Annotated in this window: 13 protein-coding genes; 3 read left to right on the top strand and 10 right to left on the bottom strand. The window is 41.4% G+C overall.

Annotation, left to right across the window (positions count from 1 at the left end; translation table 11 throughout):
* Positions 1-62: 62 nt before the first annotated feature.
* From ACVRZ8_RS06745 to ACVRZ8_RS06735, 3 genes are all read right to left on the bottom strand, one after another.
* Positions 63-1,823 (bottom strand): zinc ribbon domain-containing protein, encoded by a 1,761-nt coding sequence (locus ACVRZ8_RS06745; RefSeq protein WP_447448555.1) that lies wholly within the window; start codon positions 1,821-1,823, stop codon positions 63-65.
* Positions 1,824-1,836: 13 nt separating this feature from the next.
* Positions 1,837-2,898: a DUF6574 domain-containing protein gene (locus ACVRZ8_RS06740; RefSeq protein ID WP_447448554.1), complete on the bottom strand. Its 1,062-nt coding sequence runs from the start codon at positions 2,896-2,898 to the stop codon at positions 1,837-1,839.
* A 127-nt stretch (positions 2,899-3,025) separates the two neighbouring features.
* Positions 3,026-4,408 carry a Cof-type HAD-IIB family hydrolase gene (locus ACVRZ8_RS06735; RefSeq protein ID WP_447448553.1) on the bottom strand — a complete coding sequence of 461 codons (1,383 nt, stop codon included), beginning with the start codon at positions 4,406-4,408 and terminating at the stop codon, positions 3,026-3,028.
* 71 nt (positions 4,409-4,479) lie between these two features.
* Between ACVRZ8_RS06735 and ACVRZ8_RS06730 the strand changes: the two genes are divergently transcribed.
* Both ACVRZ8_RS06730 and ACVRZ8_RS06725 read left to right on the top strand, forming a co-directional pair.
* Entirely contained in the window at positions 4,480-5,448 is a 969-nt protein-coding gene (locus ACVRZ8_RS06730; protein WP_447448552.1) for an asparaginase, read from the top strand.
* A gap of 44 nt (positions 5,449-5,492) precedes the next feature.
* Positions 5,493-5,645 (top strand): hypothetical protein, encoded by a 153-nt coding sequence (locus ACVRZ8_RS06725; RefSeq protein ID WP_447448551.1) that lies wholly within the window; start codon positions 5,493-5,495, stop codon positions 5,643-5,645.
* A gap of 642 nt (positions 5,646-6,287) precedes the next feature.
* Here ACVRZ8_RS06725 and recG read toward each other — a convergent pair.
* Positions 6,288-8,303 (bottom strand): ATP-dependent DNA helicase RecG, encoded by a 2,016-nt coding sequence (recG, locus tag ACVRZ8_RS06720; protein ID WP_447448550.1) that lies wholly within the window; start codon positions 8,301-8,303, stop codon positions 6,288-6,290.
* A gap of 46 nt (positions 8,304-8,349) precedes the next feature.
* Positions 8,350-8,730, bottom strand: coding sequence for a carboxymuconolactone decarboxylase family protein (locus ACVRZ8_RS06715; RefSeq protein ID WP_447448549.1), 381 nt, complete (start codon positions 8,728-8,730; stop codon positions 8,350-8,352).
* Between the two features lie 101 nt (positions 8,731-8,831).
* On the opposite strand from ACVRZ8_RS06715, the gene ACVRZ8_RS06710 reads away from it, so the two are divergent.
* The gene (locus ACVRZ8_RS06710; protein ID WP_447448548.1) at positions 8,832-9,203 is read left to right on the top strand and encodes a MerR family transcriptional regulator; all 372 of its coding nucleotides are present in this window, start codon (positions 8,832-8,834) and stop codon (positions 9,201-9,203) included.
* An 82-nt stretch (positions 9,204-9,285) separates the two neighbouring features.
* On the opposite strand, the gene alr is transcribed toward ACVRZ8_RS06710, so the two are convergent.
* From alr to secA, 5 genes are all read right to left on the bottom strand, one after another.
* The gene (alr, locus tag ACVRZ8_RS06705; protein WP_447448547.1) at positions 9,286-10,389 is read right to left on the bottom strand and encodes an alanine racemase; all 1,104 of its coding nucleotides are present in this window, start codon (positions 10,387-10,389) and stop codon (positions 9,286-9,288) included.
* Positions 10,386-10,742, bottom strand: a complete 357-nt coding sequence (gene acpS / locus ACVRZ8_RS06700; protein WP_447448546.1) for a holo-ACP synthase — start codon at positions 10,740-10,742, stop codon at positions 10,386-10,388. The genes alr and acpS overlap by 4 nt, the downstream gene beginning before the upstream one ends.
* Positions 10,743-10,783: 41 nt before the next feature.
* On the bottom strand, positions 10,784-11,809 hold the full coding sequence (locus ACVRZ8_RS06695; protein ID WP_447448545.1) for a 3-deoxy-7-phosphoheptulonate synthase: 1,026 nt from the start codon (positions 11,807-11,809) through the stop codon (positions 10,784-10,786).
* Positions 11,810-11,897: 88 nt separating this feature from the next.
* Positions 11,898-12,929, bottom strand: a complete 1,032-nt coding sequence (locus ACVRZ8_RS06690; protein ID WP_447448544.1) for a 3-deoxy-7-phosphoheptulonate synthase — start codon at positions 12,927-12,929, stop codon at positions 11,898-11,900.
* Positions 12,930-12,943: 14 nt separating this feature from the next.
* Positions 12,944-15,493, bottom strand: a complete 2,550-nt coding sequence (secA, locus tag ACVRZ8_RS06685) for a preprotein translocase subunit SecA (RefSeq protein WP_447448543.1) — start codon at positions 15,491-15,493, stop codon at positions 12,944-12,946.
* Positions 15,494-15,608: the final 115 nt, after the last annotated feature.

The raw sequence follows: 15,608 nt of genomic DNA, 5'->3' as shown, positions 1-15,608 counted from the left end.
CCTTTCAATATAAAGACGCAACAAGGCTAAGCCTCATAGAGACAAAGCCCAATTTTATGTTTTTACTTAACCGTATCTTCCTTGCTGATTTCAGTAGATTCGCCAGCTTTGCCACTGACACGATAATCCGAAGAAGTAGCTGAATAAGAGCCTCTATCCTTACTTTTTTCACCACTTACATATTCTACATTAGCCGACCAAGACTTTTTTTGCTTGATGTGACCAGATGTCTTGAAATTAGAGTCATAGGCATAGTAAAAATCATAGACCACTGTAAAGGTAATCGTATATGTTTTTTCACTTGTCTGTTTAACCTGTGTCACATCTACATCCGAAAAAGTAATACTGTCAGCCGCTCGATTTTGGGCGCCTGTGGTATTTTCATCAATCATAGCTGTAACATCTTTATAGAGAGAATCTTCAGAACCATTCAGAAAAACATCTGTTAACCCATCAGGAGTTGTATTATCATTTGACGAATAATACTGAAGTTTCGTGTAAGCTACCTCCATCAGATCATCAGCTGTATCACGATCTAAAATTCCTTCTGCATCTAGGGTTATCGTCTGTCCGCTAGCAATTTGATCAATAGAAACCGTTTCTGTTTTGGAAGCTGTTCCATCCTCAAATGACTTTTGCACATAAACAGCCGAAGAGCCCGTAACAGCCACATCATCTACCTCCAGCTTACCCGATGTTAAGGTTCCGATTTTAGTACTTCCAACATAAAGATCGCCGTCTGTTAAATTGGACTTGACCGTAAAACTCAGATATTCTACCGAAAGATCAACATCTGTATTTGATGTTACCGTTTCCTCTGTTGAAACGGTGATATCTTGTTCATCAACCTTGCCAGAAGCCACAAAATCATATGACCCCGGATAGAGATGCTTAATGGTCGCCGTATAATTGTTTCCGTCTGTTGTGTCATATTTAACACCGTTAATTGTCACAGCAAGATCTGCCGTATTAACTGCTAAATTAACATTAACAGGTTCCACCACAACTTTCCAGTCTGCAAAAATCAAAAACTTACGACCAACTTTTTTCATGATAGAACCCGAAAGCAATTCATCTTTGGTATATTTAGCAACAGTTTTTGTATCAGTATACTTAAGGTCTGATTTTTTGATAACTTTTTCTGTATCAGACCAAACTTGATAATCCAGAGAGTCATTAAAATCTTTTTTAACAGCTTTCAAATAACGCTCTGCAACTGCTTCTCGAGAGTAATACTGATAACCATAAACATAGCCTGCAATTCCAAACAAGGAAAGTATAACAGCAAAGACAATCAGAGCCTTCTTCCAGCCTGCCATACCAGACTTTTTTGAAACAGTTGATTTATTATCAGAAATAAATTGGTGAATAGTTGAAACATCAAAGCCTGATGCTTTACCAATCATGAATTCTTCAGGCTGGGGCTGACGGCCAACATAAGTCGTAAATGCCTTCAACCAGACATCTTGTGAATCTGAAGCAATCATATCTTCTTTTGATTCATCTATTGGATTGGTAAGCTCTTTCGAAGCTAATTCGGCATCAGCAGATATAGGTTCTTCAAAGGATTCCTCTGCCACATCAAAAACATCCTCAGCAGTTGAGAACATTTCTTCCTGATCAGTTTCTGGAGAACTTTCTGTCGCTAAATGATCTGCTGAAAAAAGAGGGGCTGAGGCGCTTTCTCCCGATTCTTTAGCAGCGATTCTTTTGATGGCTTTTAAATCAAAATCTAAAGACTTTCCTTCTTGAAACTCCAAAGCAGTTGGCTTGCGGCCAACTACTTTTTCGAATAAATCAATCCACTTTTCCTGTGATGTCATAAATCACCTGCTCCTAGAACGATGTGAAAATACCTTGAATATAGTTACTTAAGATAGTCACAATAATGTAAAAAGCAATACCTACAATAACAGCATTAATGAGGAACGATACTATATATTGATAGAATTTGTCCCAAGTAGCTTTGCTATCAAGAGGAAATGTGATAAAGATATTAGCCAAACCGTAAACAGCAAGGGAAATAGAAAGCAAGAAATTTCCAAAACCTGTTAAACCAACTAAAGATACTAGGAAACCAAGCAACATAATTGGCAAGTTGAGAGCAGTCAAACGGCCAAATTTCTCAAAAGAATTAATGAAGGTTGTATCGGCATCACGATAAATAGCTTTACGGGCTGTGAAACCAGCAAGCACATAGGCAAAAATCAAAATAATTGCCGATAACAGGATGAAAAAGAAAGCAGAAAAGCCAAGCCCAGCTGTGTTATAACCACCATAACTTGCATAACCGATATAATTACTTACTGTTTTATAAAGCAATGTAAACAGGAAAACAGTCAAAATGAAGACATGCAATCCAAAACTGATAAAGCCATTTGAAGCACTATCTGAAAATACAGTTGCCGGTTTTTTCCAAGCATTGAAAAGCCAATCCCAGAAACCTTTCACAGCTGACGTGAAAGCCGAAGGCTGCTTGGGAACTGCTGGACCATTAAATTGCGGCTGCTGACCAGGAATTCCTTGCTGCTGAAAGCCCGAACCAGCTTGTCCTTGTTGGAACTGAGGCTGTTGCACAGGAGCTCCCTGCTGTTGAAATTGAGCTTGCGTTGCCTGTTGATTTGGAGCTTGCTGTCCAAAAACTGTCTGCCCTTGTGTTGGCTGACTTGAAGCTGTAGATTGCTGGAAATTCATTTGAGCTTGCTCAGGTGTTGCTTGAGCAAAAGTTTGAGACTGTGCTGAATCAGCGGCAGGATCAAAGGGCTGCTGGAAATTCACATTAGGCTGAGCTGATGTTTCTTCGAACTCACCCGCAGCAAGAGCTGCTGCAATCTCTTCGTCGGTTGCTGAACGACCATTAATAGCCTCGAAAAAATCTAACCAATCTTCTTTAGTCATGATTATCTCCTTTTTGTATATATTATTTTTACTTTTTAATTTTATCATAATTTGGCATAATAACCAAGTCATTTCCAAAAGGCCTTATATAAGCCAATTATATTATATTGATAATACCTCGCCTTGCTTATTTGCGCTGCAGAGATTTTTGAATTTGACGATCTAATTCCCGTTTAATGTGAGGTTCAGGCGCAAAGCGTTCCTCCCAATCATCTGGTTTTAAAATTTTATGTGTTTCAGGGTCAAAATGTGCCTTGCCATCTGGAAATATCTTCCCCATATTGGCTTCATGAACAGTATCAAAAAATGGTTTAGGATCTACACCCATGAGTACAAAAGAACCATAAGTCAGATACAGTAAATCTGTCAAAGCATCCACTTGACCAACTAAGGTCGTCTCTGGATGTTCTTTGCTAGAGATTTTAACAGCAGCCTTTTCTACTGCCTTATGCAAAGCTTCCACCGCCTGAGTAAATTTCTCAGAGTCCCCACCTGAAGCTGCATATACAAATTCAACAATTTCTTCAATCTTGAAATCCGATCGATGCTCCGCCTCTTTTATGTCATAAACCCGAGGAGTATTATTTGTTTCACCGTCCATCAGCTGATGGAAATCTCTAACTTTATTAAAATTATCGTCTTTACTGTCAAAGCCAGACTCAGTATCCATATGGATTACACCATAATGAGCCAGAGCTTTAGCAATCCCATTTTGATTGTTGCTGTCTGTCACATAGCGAGCCCCTTCTCTTACAGCAGCTTCGCCATTTCCCATAGCAACCCCAATACCAACATCAGACAGCATTTCTAGATCATTATCCGAATCGCCAAAAGCCATAACTTCACTAAGCTCAAAACCAAACAGAGTGCCCAGATACTTAATTCCTTTAAGTTTTGACTGTCCTTCAGAGACTATGTCTGTTGAATATGGACTGGAACGAGTTATCTTAACATGAGGAAATCTGCTTTCCAAATCGGGAGTTTCATCCTTTGTTGCGACTAAAACAACTTGAAAAATAGGTTCACGCATAATAGTCTTTAGCGCTTCCATATTTTGAGGCTTGAAACGGCGAATAAGAGTCTTAAAGCTACCCTCAACAGCTTTAGTCCAAGATTTAGGAACTTTTCTGCTGACCCACTGACCAAAGCGGCTGGTACCCATACTGATAATATTTGAGCCTACAAGACCTGAGCTGGTGCCAAGTGAAATTTCCTTACGACTTTTGCCGGCATAGCGAATAAGATTATAAATCGTTGATTTAGGAAGCTGATTTTGATAGAGAACACGATCACGGCTTAAAATATACTGACCATTGTAAGTTACTGCAAAATCCAAACCTAAATTATCCAGAAAAGGCTGGACAAAACCCGGCCCACGGCCTGTCGCCAGTCCCACCAGAATACCATCTTCTTTCATTTGCTGAATAGCTTTCTCTGTAGATTTGGAAACACGTTTACGATCATTTAAAAGTGTACCATCAATGTCAAAAAAGACTGCCTTGATTGCCAAAATGTTCTCCTCCCCTTGAAAATTTATGTTAAAATAAATTATACCATAATATGATAGCGAGTTATATTGATATGACAAAAAAGATTCTGGTTCTCCACACTGGCGGAACCATTTCGATGACAGCAGACATCAGCGGTAAAGTTAACGCATCTGAAGATAATCCCATGAAGCATATTGAGGTTGCAATTGATGATCTGGAATTGACCGTGCTTAATCCCCTGAATTTACCCAGCCCTCAAATGACTCCCTATCACATGTTGGATCTTTACCAAGAAATCAAGAAAACAGCAGGGCAGTATGACGGTGTTGTCATCACACACGGTACAGATACCTTGGAAGAGACCGCCTATTTTTTAGATACCATGGCGGTGCCTAACATTCCGATTGTACTGACTGGTGCGATGCGTTCCTCTAACGAATTAGGGAGCGATGGTGTTTATAATTTTTTATGCGCTCTGCGTGTTGCCAGCCATGATAAAGCTGTCAATAAAGGAGTTTTAGTTGTAATGAATGATGAAATTCATGCAGCTAAATATGTCACCAAAACCCATACTACAAATGTCGCCACCTTTAGTACGCCAACTCATGGTCCTCTTGGTATTATTATGAAACACGATATTCTTTTTTTTAAAACAGCAGAAACCCGTGTACGTTTTGATCTTGAGCAGATTTCAGGAACAGTTCCCATTATTAAGGCCTATGCTGGTATGGGAGTTGGGGAGGGAATTATCAGCCTTCTCAGTCCAGATAAGATTGACGGAGTCGTCATTGAGGCTCTGGGAGCTGGCAATCTTCCGCCTCAGGCAGCAAGTGAATTGACACACTTGATACAAAAAGGTATTCCTGTCGTGTTAGTATCACGCTGCTTCAACGGCATAGCAGAACCCGTTTACGCTTATGAGGGAGGCGGAGCCAAACTCCAAGAAGCAGGTGTTATGTTCGTTAAAGAACTAAATGCCCCTAAAGCACGACTCAAGTTGCTCATTGCTCTTAGCGCAGGGCTCAAAGGAAGCGACTTAAAAAACTATATAGAAGGATAATCTTTTTATCTTAAACCGACACAAAATAATTAAGGAGAAAATCTATGAAACTCACGATTACCGCAGCCAATAAACCCAAAGGACAAGATTTCCATTATCAGTTCGAACTGTCTGATAAACAGTTGATTCTATCAACTTTATTTATCTGCAGCACCTTTATTATCTGCTCTGCTTTTCATAAAAAGACTAAAAAATAAGAGAGTGGTGCAGACAGTCATATTGCTGCGCACTCACCCGCAGAAGAGTGAAATCTTCTAGTTATTGACCTGAAAGAGTCTCTCCTATGATGTTTTCATTTAACCTCGAAAAAGGCTGTCAAAGTTGATTTGTCAGTCCTTGATGTGTTTAGCTTTTATGTTTTTTTAATACACATAAAAACTCCTGCTTTAGGCAGGAGTCTTATCATTTTGCTTTGGTCTTAGGTGTTCGCCTTTTTAAAGCTATTCTGCAGAAAAAGCTCTGCTATTTCACTGCCAAAGACTTCATGTGACTATCGAAAGGGGAAGCTTACAAATTAAAGAAAAGGGGATTATAGAAATGGGGGAGCAAGCATCGAATTCATATAGCCTTTCGATATAGAGGCAACTAAGCTGAATAAGGAATGAGCTTTTTAGCAGCCTCTTGGAAGGTGTCCTTGTAAATTACTTTGATTTTTACTGTCATATAAGCGACCTCCTTCATTTGATGGTCTTATTATAGCGGCTCAGCCTTAAAGCAAGCTTGTAGAAAACTTAGCCCAGGCTTAAAGAAGAAAAAATATTTTAGACATTTTATCGTCAAGGTTTTTAAATTTATTATCACTGAAATTATAAAGAGATTGGGACTTTTTCCCAATCTCTTTAATCAAATTCACCTTTGTCTTCCAAATTTTGAACGAGGAGGCTCCATCGCTGATCTGTTTCCCAATTCTTATCTGATACGATCTGGGCAGCAACCTTTCTGGCTTCTTCTAAAATATTGTAATCTTCTACGATATCAGCTGTTTTGAATTCGGGAATGCCTGATTGACGTGTGCCAAAAAGCTCACCGGAACCACGCATTTTCAGATCTTCTTCAGCCAAAACAAAGCCGTCTGTTGTCTCGCACATAGCCTGCATACGCTTTTTCCCAGTTTCATTGTTAGGATTGGCTACCAAAATGCAATAGGACTGCTTATCTCCTCGACCGACACGACCGCGCAGCTGATGAAGCTGGCTGAGCCCGAAACGATCGGCATCCATGATAATCATGACAGTTGCATTGGGCACATTGACACCGACTTCAATCACGGTCGTTGACACCAGAATCTGTGATTTTCCATTTTTAAATTCCTGCATCAGCTGATCTTTTTCATCATTTTTCATGCGGCCGTGTATCAGGGCGACTGTGGCATCTTGACCAAAAAATTCTGTTAGCTCCTGATGCAGTGCTACAGCATTTTTCAAATCCACACTTTCCGACTCTTCAATCAAAGGCGAAATCACATAAGCTTGCGCTGATTTTTCAAGCTCTGTTCTAAGCCAATCCAGCACTGTCTCTAGCTGCTCATGCTTGACCCAACGGGTAATGATAGGTTTACGTCCCTTTGGCATCTGATTAATAATTGAAACATCCATCTCACCAAAACTAGTGATAGCTAAAGTTCTGGGAATAGGTGTTGCTGTCATCATAAGAACATCAGGATTTTCACCTTTTTCACGAAAAATGCGGCGCTGATTGACCCCAAAACGGTGCTGTTCATCTGTAATAACGAGACCAAGCTTATGATAGCTGACGGCGTCTTGAATCAGGGCATGCGTCCCTACGATCATATCCACTGAACCATCAGCAATCCCCAACAAAGCAGCCTTTCTTGTCGCTGTCTTCATACCAGACGTCAAAAGAGCAATATTGAGCTCGGGAAAAAGAGCTGTTAAACTCTCAAAATGCTGCTCCGCTAAAATTTCGGTTGGCACCATAAGAGCGGACTGAAAACCAGCCGTAAAAGCTGCATACATAGCCAGACTGGCGATGACTGTCTTACCAGATCCAACATCTCCCTGCAAAAGACGGTTCATGTGAGCACCTGATTTCATATCAGATAGGATTTCAAAGAGGCTGCGCTCCTGCGCTTTTGTCAATGCAAATGGCAGAGCTGCGATTTTTTTTTCAATCTGCTGTTCATCATAGGCCATGGCTAGACCGTTGCTTTCAGACTTATTGGCGGCCTTTAGCATCTGCAGATTCATCTGAAAATAAAAGAGCTCCTCAAATTTGATACGGCGCAGCGCCTGCTTGTATTCATCCAGATCTTTTGGAAAATGCATAGCCTTAACAGCTTCTTGCCTGCCTAAAAGTCTATATTTCTCCAGCAAAATCTGCGGCAAATTTTCCTGCAGCAATGCTAAAGCACCGCTGTCAAATGCGGCTTTAATAGCCTTGGTCAGAGCAGTCTGCGAAATACCTTGTGCGACATGATAAACCGGCTGCATATCATCTTCAACCTGTGCTAAAACTTTCATCCCAGTCACAGCAGACTTAAGCGCATCCCATTTCCCAAAGACAGCAATCTCACTCCCCAGTTCAATTTTATCCGCCAGATAAGGCTGATTGAAAAAACTAATGGCAATAACAGCTTCTTCCTGCTTGATTTTAAAAGACAGCCTATTGCGCTTAAAACCATAGTACTGGACATTGGCAGGCGTGACGACAGTTCCCGTAATAACAGCCTTTTGCCCGTTCAACAGTTCAAAGACAGATTTAGACTTAAAATCTTCATAGCGAAAAGGATAATAAAGCAGCAAATCCTCAACCGTATAAAGACCCAATTTTGTAAATTTCTCAGCAGACTTAGGACCAAAACCCTTGAGATCTGCAATTGGTGATTGTAAATGCATACCTCTATTATAGCAAAAAGTCCAGCTTAAGGCTGAACTCTTCTTTTTAGATACCTCTTTGAGAAAATACTTCCTTAGCGATAGTGACTGCATTCAAAACCTTTGGAAAACCGACATAAGGAATGCACTGGATAAAGGTTTCAATGATATCTTGCGGTGTCAAGCCAACATTCAAAGAACCATTGATATGAACTCTCAACTGAGCCGCTGTATCTCCCTGCGACAGCAAACTTGTGATCGTGATCATCTCCCGCTGCTTCAGATCCAGACTTGGACGGCTATAAACCTCACCAAAGGCAAAGGAAATGATATAAGTACCAATATCTTCACTTAAGCCTGACAGAGAAGTGATGACTGCCTCTCCTGCCTCTCCGTCAATCTCTTGCAATTTTTTTAATCCGACTGTATAGCGTTCATCTTGGGTCATCCTATGACCTCCTTTCTATTTGTCATTGTACTTAGTGGAGTTAACTCCATGTCAAGACTTTTTTGCAAAAAGATGATAAAATACCGCTAAAGGAGAATACTATGCCAGAGTATACTATCGGAGATTTTTCCAGACTGACAGGACTGTCTATTGACACGCTGCGCTATTATGAAAAAGAAGGCCTGATCCAGGCCAAACGGTTAGAGAACAACCGTCGTTATTATGATGACACTGATAAAAATTGGGTGGACTTTCTGCTGCGCCTCAAGCAAACCGGTATGTCTATCAAAGACATGAAAACCTACGCTCACTTGAGATACCAAGGTGACAGCACCATTGCAGAGCGCTTGGTACTCTTAGAAGAACAACTCCGTAGACTCAACCAGCAAGAAGCTGACATCAAAGCCCACAAAGATTTTCTAAAACAAAAAATGAAGCTCTACCGCAAGATACTGACCGATAAATACAAGTGACTCCGCTTCTATTGGTCTCCAACAGACCTTACTGGAGAAAATTAATAAAAATCCTCATCTTATCAGGATGAGGATTTTACAATTATTCATATTGCCTCGGCACACGATCACTCAATAGACACAGTACTTCATAATTGATAGTTCCACGCTTTTGAGCAACATCAGTTGCCGAAATTGTTTGAGTCTTGCTATGGCCAATCAGAACCACCCGTGTCCCAAGTGGATACGCCTTGGGCAGACGAATGGTGATCTGATCCATAGAGACACGACCGACAATGGGGCATCTCTGGTCATCAACCAAGACTTCAAAACCCTGCATATCACGCGTCCAGCCGTCTGCATATCCGATTGGCAAAGTGCCAATCCACTCCGCCTGACTGGAGGTATAAGTAGCTCCATAGCCAACAGTGCTTCCTTTGGGAAGCTTTTTGACCTGCACCAAGGCCGACTCCAAGCTCAGAGACGGCTTGAGGGGATAGGGCAATTCCAGTTCCTGACCGCTGGGATTGAGCCCATAGATGACAATTCCCAAACGAACCGCATTCATAACCGTTTCTTCATGCCAAAGGCTGCTTGCAGAATTTGAACTATGCACGATAGGCGGACAGTAATCCAAGCCCTCAATTAGTTTGGTGAAAAAATCAAGCTGCTCCTGAAACTTCCCGGTATCAGCTTCATCAGCCGTCGCAAAATGAGTGAAGATCCCTTCAACCACAGCACCAGCAAACCGCAAATCAGAGATAAGCTGATTGGCTTCTTCCAGACTGCGCACACCGATACGTCCCATGCCCGAATCCACCTTGACATGCACAGTTACATCAGTCAGATCACATTCAGACCGCACTGCCATTTTCAGCCAGTCCAGACTAGCAACCGTCAGAGTCAGGCGGTAATCACGCGCTAGTGAAATCTCATCAGGCATGACTGCACCCAAAATCAAAATAGGCTTGTCAATATGAGCCTGCCGTAGCTCAATCCCTTCATCAATGTTAGAGACACAAAAACCATCGACCAGAGGCTGAATATGACAGGAAACGGCTACAGCACCGTGACCGTATGCGTTGGCCTTGACCACTGCATAAGTCAGTACATCTGACCTGATATGATCCTGAACGGACTTAATATTGTCCCAAATAGCTGATAGATCAACCTTGGCCACCGTTGGCCTATGTAAACTGGGAATCATTCAACCACCTCCAATAGCACACTGGCCTGTACAAAATCCCCACTGTGAGAAATAGAAATAAATGCCTTCCCTTCAAAAGGAGACTGAGTGATTATCGGTGCTCCTTTATCATTGGAAAGGATCTCGATATCCTGAAAACCAACCGCACCAATTCCCGTTCCCAGAGCCTTGGAAAAAGCTTCTTTAGCGGCCCAGCGGCCAGCCAAATATTCCATCTGACGTTTGCCAGATAAGCTATCAAACCGCTCCAATTCCCTAACTGTCAAAATACGTCTGGCAAACTTAGGATGTTTTTCATAAGCTCGTTTGATTTGCTTAATGTCCTGTAAATCAATACCATGTCCAACAATCATGTTTCTTCCTTACCGAAACAGCCTCAGCTAGCATAGAATTATCATAAACTAGCATAAATTTCATCTATTAATTTTTCTGTTTTCTCCCAGCCAAGACAAGGATCTGTGATAGATTTTCCATATACTGCCGGTTCATCTTGACAGCCGTCTTCAAGATAGGATTCTATCATAAAACCACGTACAGTTTTGGCAATTCTAGAATCCCATTGGCGGTTCAAGAGAACCTCCCGAACAATGCGCACTTGCCCAAGATAGTCTTTGCCCGAATTATCGTGATTCGTATCAACCAAAATAAATGGGTATTTAAGTCCCATAGTATCATATTGGTCAATAGCCTTCAAAAGGTCTTCGTAATGATAGTTGGTCTCATGCAGACCATAGCTGTTTTTTGCACCGCGCAAAATAGCATGCGCCAGCAAATTGCCATCTGTTCTGACTTCTCTGTCTTTATAAATAAAGTTTTGAGAACTCTGTGCTGCATAAATCCCATTGAACATAACAGTTAAGTTACCCGAGGTAGGATTTTTCATCCCAGTAGGAGCATTGATACCCGAAGCCAAGAAACGATGTTCTTGATCTTCAACCGAACGGGCACCAATGGCATGGTAACTCAACAAGTCCTCAAAATAGTCAAAATTCGAGGGATACAAGAGCTCATCGGCAAGCGGAAGCCCTGTTTCTGTAATAATTCGAGAATGCAGTTTGCGTACGGCTGTAACACCATCTAACAGATTAATGTCGCCCTTAGCATTTGGCTGGTGAATTAACCCCTTATAACCGTCGCCATTGGTTCTAGGTTTAGCTGTATAAGCGCGCATAACAAGAAAAATCTTGTCTCTAACCTTTTCCTGCAGCTTAGCCAAACGGTGAGCATAATCAAGCACAGCTTCTTCATTATCAGAAGAGCAAGGGCCAATAATCAGCAAAAGACGATCATCTTCTCCCCTAATAATATCTGCCAATTCTTTGTCATTTGCCGTCTTTTTAGCAGTGGCCTCTGCTGATAGAGCGTATGCCTTCTTAATGTTATTAATATCAATAACTGAACTTGTTTGATGAATTCCCATAATAACTATTCAATTTACTTAAACTAGGAATAGGCCGCCAGGAAAATTCCCAAGGCGACCTATTCCTAGTTTAACTCTTTACCTTATTTTATTTTGATAATGTGGCGTGAATTTCACGTACCAATTCTTCTGTTTTTTCCCAGCCCAAACAAGGATCTGTGATAGATTTTCCATAAACTTCCGGTGTATCCTGACGACCGTCTTCCAAGTAAGATTCAATCATGAAGCCGCGAGCAATTTTGTTAATTTTTTCATTCCAGTCACGATTAATCAAGGTTTGACGCACGATACGAATTTGCTCTAAATAACGTTTACCCGAATTGTCATGATTTGTATCAATCACGATGAAAGGATTTTCAAGACCCATCGCTTCATATTGTTCGATAGTATCAAGAATATTATCATAGTAAAAGTTAGGAATATTTTTACCGTATTCATTGGTTGCACCGCGCAGAATAACATGCGCTAAGGTATTGCCTGAAGTTTCAACTTCTTCACCGTTGAACAGGAAATTCTGCTTAGCTTGTGCCGCATAAACCCCATTAAACATGACATTCAAATTGCCTGAAGTAGGGTTCTTCATACCAGCCGGAACATCAATACCAGATGTTACAAAACGGTGCTGCTGATCTTCAACCGAACGGGCACCAATGGCAATATAAGAAACCAAATCATCTACCAAAGGAAGGTTTTCCGGATAAAGCATCTCATCAGCTGTTGTAATGCCTGTTTCTGTGATCACACGATAGTGAAGCTTGCGCACAGCCTTAATACCATTAATCAGGTTAGGTTCGCCTTCTGCGTCAGGCTGATGAACAAGGCCTTTATAACCATCACCATTTGTGCGAGGTTTTGCAGTATAGACACGCATAACCATAAAGACATGTTCTTTTACCTCTTCTTGCAATTTGGCCAAACGATGAGCATAATCCAAAACTGCATCTTCATTGTCAGAAGAACAAGGGCCGATAACCAAGAGTGTACGATTATCTTCACCTTTAATAATAGCTTCAAGTTCTCTATCACGAGCTTGTTTTTTTGCCAAGGCTTCTCCTGTTAATGTTGTTGTTTCTTTAACAGATGAGAAATCAATTTTTTCACTTACTGCTTTAAATGCCATTTCGTCCCCTATATTTAAAATTGCTTACGGCCATGACAGTTCTTAAATTTCTTACCAGAACCGCATGGACATTTGTCATTACGTCCCACATTTGAGAAATCAATGCCGCTGTCCTGAGAAACCTGTCTTTGGTTAGCTCGAATATTTGAAGTTGCTGTCGTAGAAACACGATCATTGGTTTTTTCACGTTCTTGTTTATGGATCTGAGCTTTCATCATCGTGCGGGTCACATCAAATTCGATAGCTCCAATCATATCTTGAAACATCTTGAAACCTTCTGATTGGTATTCAACAATTGGATTATTTTGTGCATAGCCACGTAAACCAACTGAATTGCGAAGCTGATCAAGAGCATCAATGTGATCTGTCCACTTATTATCAACAACCATGAGAATAAGGACTTTCTGAAACTCAATAATAGCTTCTTTATCCTTAAGTTTAGCGATTTGACGGTCATAAACATCATCAGCCAATTCATTCAAATAGACCTTGATGGCTTCATAATCAACACCACGCTTGCTACTGCCAACCTCTTCCAAATCTGTAAGAGTGATACTGTCTTTCGGTACAAGAGTCTGCTGAGCAAAGCTAAGAATACCTGTTAAGGCTTCGTCTTCAGAATTGCGGCTGTGTCCATCTACTGTACGGTCAATCGTGCGGCGAATCATAGCCTTAAGCTCTGGCTCAAGGTCACGCTCAGCGGTGATAACATCATAACGTTCAGCATAGATAATTTCACGCTGCTCACGCATAACATCATCATATTGAAGGACTTGTTTACGCGTATCGTAGTTATTCCCTTCAACACGTTTTTGAGCAGACTCAACCTGACTCGTCAGCATCCGTGATTTGATAACAATATCATCGTTATCCCCATTCAAGCGTTCCAAGAATGTCTTGATACGGTCTGAGCCAAAGCGGCGCATGAGTTCGTCTTCTAAGGATAGGTAAAATTGAGATTCTCCTGGATCACCCTGACGTCCTGAACGCCCGCGTAGCTGATTGTCAATACGGCGGCTTTCATGGCGTTCAGTCCCAATAACGCACAAACCTCCCAATTCAAGAACCCCGTCACCCAGCTTGATATCCGTACCGCGACCAGCCATGTTGGTAGCAATGGTAACTGCACCGCGCTGACCGGCGTTCATGATGATATGGGCTTCTTTTTCGTGGTTTTTAGCATTGAGCACCTCATGAGAAACGCCAGCTTTGACCAGCATCTTAGAGATTAAATCGGAAGTCTCAACGGCAACCGTACCAACCAATACAGGCTGACCTTTTTCATAACGTTCCTTGACATCCTTAACTACTGCTCGAAACTTAGATTCCAGAGTTGGGTACAGCAAGTCATCATGGTCAATCCTCTGTACGGGACGATTAGTTGGAATAGGGATTACCCGCATATTATAAATTTCGCGGAACTCGTCTTCCTCTGTCTTACCCGTACCTGTCATACCTGACAGTTTCTTGTACATACGGAACATATTTTGATAAGTGATAGAAGCCGATGTTTTGGTTTCGTCTTGGACCGGTACACTTTCTTTTGCTTCAATAGCTTGGTGAAGCCCATCAGAAAAGCGGCGGCCTTCCATAGTACGTCCGGTAAATTGGTCAACGATCAGAATTTCATTGTCTTGGCTGACCACATAATCAATATCATGAAGCATGATGTAGTTGGCACGAAGAGCATTGTCAATATAGTGTGTCAGCGCAACATTATCTAAGTCATATAGATTTTCAAGTTTGAAGAAATCCTCAGCTTTATCAATCCCTGTATCTTTCAAACCAATGGTCTTGGTCGGCACATCAATAGCATAATCATCTTCATTCAATGTCTTTACAAAAGCATCTGCTCGATAATAAAGCTGATTGGTCTCTGAACTGACTGGTCCCGACACAATCAAAGGTGTCCGAGCTTCATCAATAAGAACTGAGTCAACTTCATCAACGAGAGCATAATTGAGCGGACGCTGTACCATATTTTCCTTACGAACAACCATGTTATCCCGAAGGTAATCAAAACCAACCTCTGAGTTGGTCGAATAGGTAATATCACAATTATAAGCTTCACGTTTTTCAGCTGGTGATTTTGCAGACAGGTTGATCCCAACTGACAAACCAAGCCAGCTATAGAGTTCACCCATTTCAGTCGCATCACGCTCAGACAGGTATTCATTCACCGTAATAACGTGAACACCTTCTCCTGCTAAAGCATTCAGATAAACCGGCATAGTTGCTGTCAGAGTTTTTCCTTCCCCTGTACGCATCTCCGGAACATCTCCATGGTGAAGAACCACTCCACCCATGATTTGCACACGGTAGGGATAAAGCCCTAATACACGCCTTGCGCCTTCTCGAACCACTGCAAATGCTTCTGGCAAGAGCTTATCCAAACTTTCTCCCTCTTGATAGCGTTTTTTAAATTCTTCTGTTTTTGCTTGAAGTTCCTCATCTGAGAGAGCTTCCATCTCATCAGCATAGCTCTCAACCTTCTTAGCAATTTTTTCTAGTTTTCTAATTTCGCCTTTGTCATTTTCAATGACCCTGCGTAATACGTTTGCCATCTTAAATCCTTTCGATAGTCTTATCTTCCTATTTTAGCATAAATAAGCCCTCTATACAAGAAAATGCCCATATCTAACCCCCTAAAAAAATGAGAACAGCAGGCTTCTATGAACT

It is taken from the genome of Streptococcus dentiloxodontae (assembly GCF_053206925.1).
Note: the sequence above shows the minus strand (reverse complement) of the source record. Positions and strands in the feature narration are given on the sequence as shown.

Bases quoted from the DNA above. Each gene is read 5' to 3' on its own strand.
- recG (WP_447448550.1), bottom strand. From the start codon at position 8,303: ATGCATTTACAATCACCAATTGCAGATCTCAAGGGTTTTGGTCCTAAG.
- ACVRZ8_RS06715 (WP_447448549.1), bottom strand. From the start codon at position 8,730: ATGACCCAAGATGAACGCTATACAGTCGGATTAAAAAAATTGCAAGAG.
- ACVRZ8_RS06730 (WP_447448552.1), top strand. From the start codon at position 4,480: ATGACAAAAAAGATTCTGGTTCTCCACACTGGCGGAACCATTTCGATG.
- secA (WP_447448543.1), bottom strand. From the start codon at position 15,493: ATGGCAAACGTATTACGCAGGGTCATTGAAAATGACAAAGGCGAAATT.
- ACVRZ8_RS06695 (WP_447448545.1), bottom strand. From the start codon at position 11,809: ATGGGAATTCATCAAACAAGTTCAGTTATTGATATTAATAACATTAAG.
- ACVRZ8_RS06745 (WP_447448555.1), bottom strand. From the start codon at position 1,823: ATGACATCACAGGAAAAGTGGATTGATTTATTCGAAAAAGTAGTTGGC.
- ACVRZ8_RS06690 (WP_447448544.1), bottom strand. From the start codon at position 12,929: ATGGCATTTAAAGCAGTAAGTGAAAAAATTGATTTCTCATCTGTTAAA.
- ACVRZ8_RS06710 (WP_447448548.1), top strand. From the start codon at position 8,832: ATGCCAGAGTATACTATCGGAGATTTTTCCAGACTGACAGGACTGTCT.
- ACVRZ8_RS06725 (WP_447448551.1), top strand. From the start codon at position 5,493: ATGAAACTCACGATTACCGCAGCCAATAAACCCAAAGGACAAGATTTC.
- alr (WP_447448547.1), bottom strand. From the start codon at position 10,389: ATGATTCCCAGTTTACATAGGCCAACGGTGGCCAAGGTTGATCTATCA.
- ACVRZ8_RS06740 (WP_447448554.1), bottom strand. From the start codon at position 2,898: ATGACTAAAGAAGATTGGTTAGATTTTTTCGAGGCTATTAATGGTCGT.
- acpS (WP_447448546.1), bottom strand. From the start codon at position 10,742: ATGATTGTTGGACATGGTATTGATTTACAGGACATTAAGCAAATCAAA.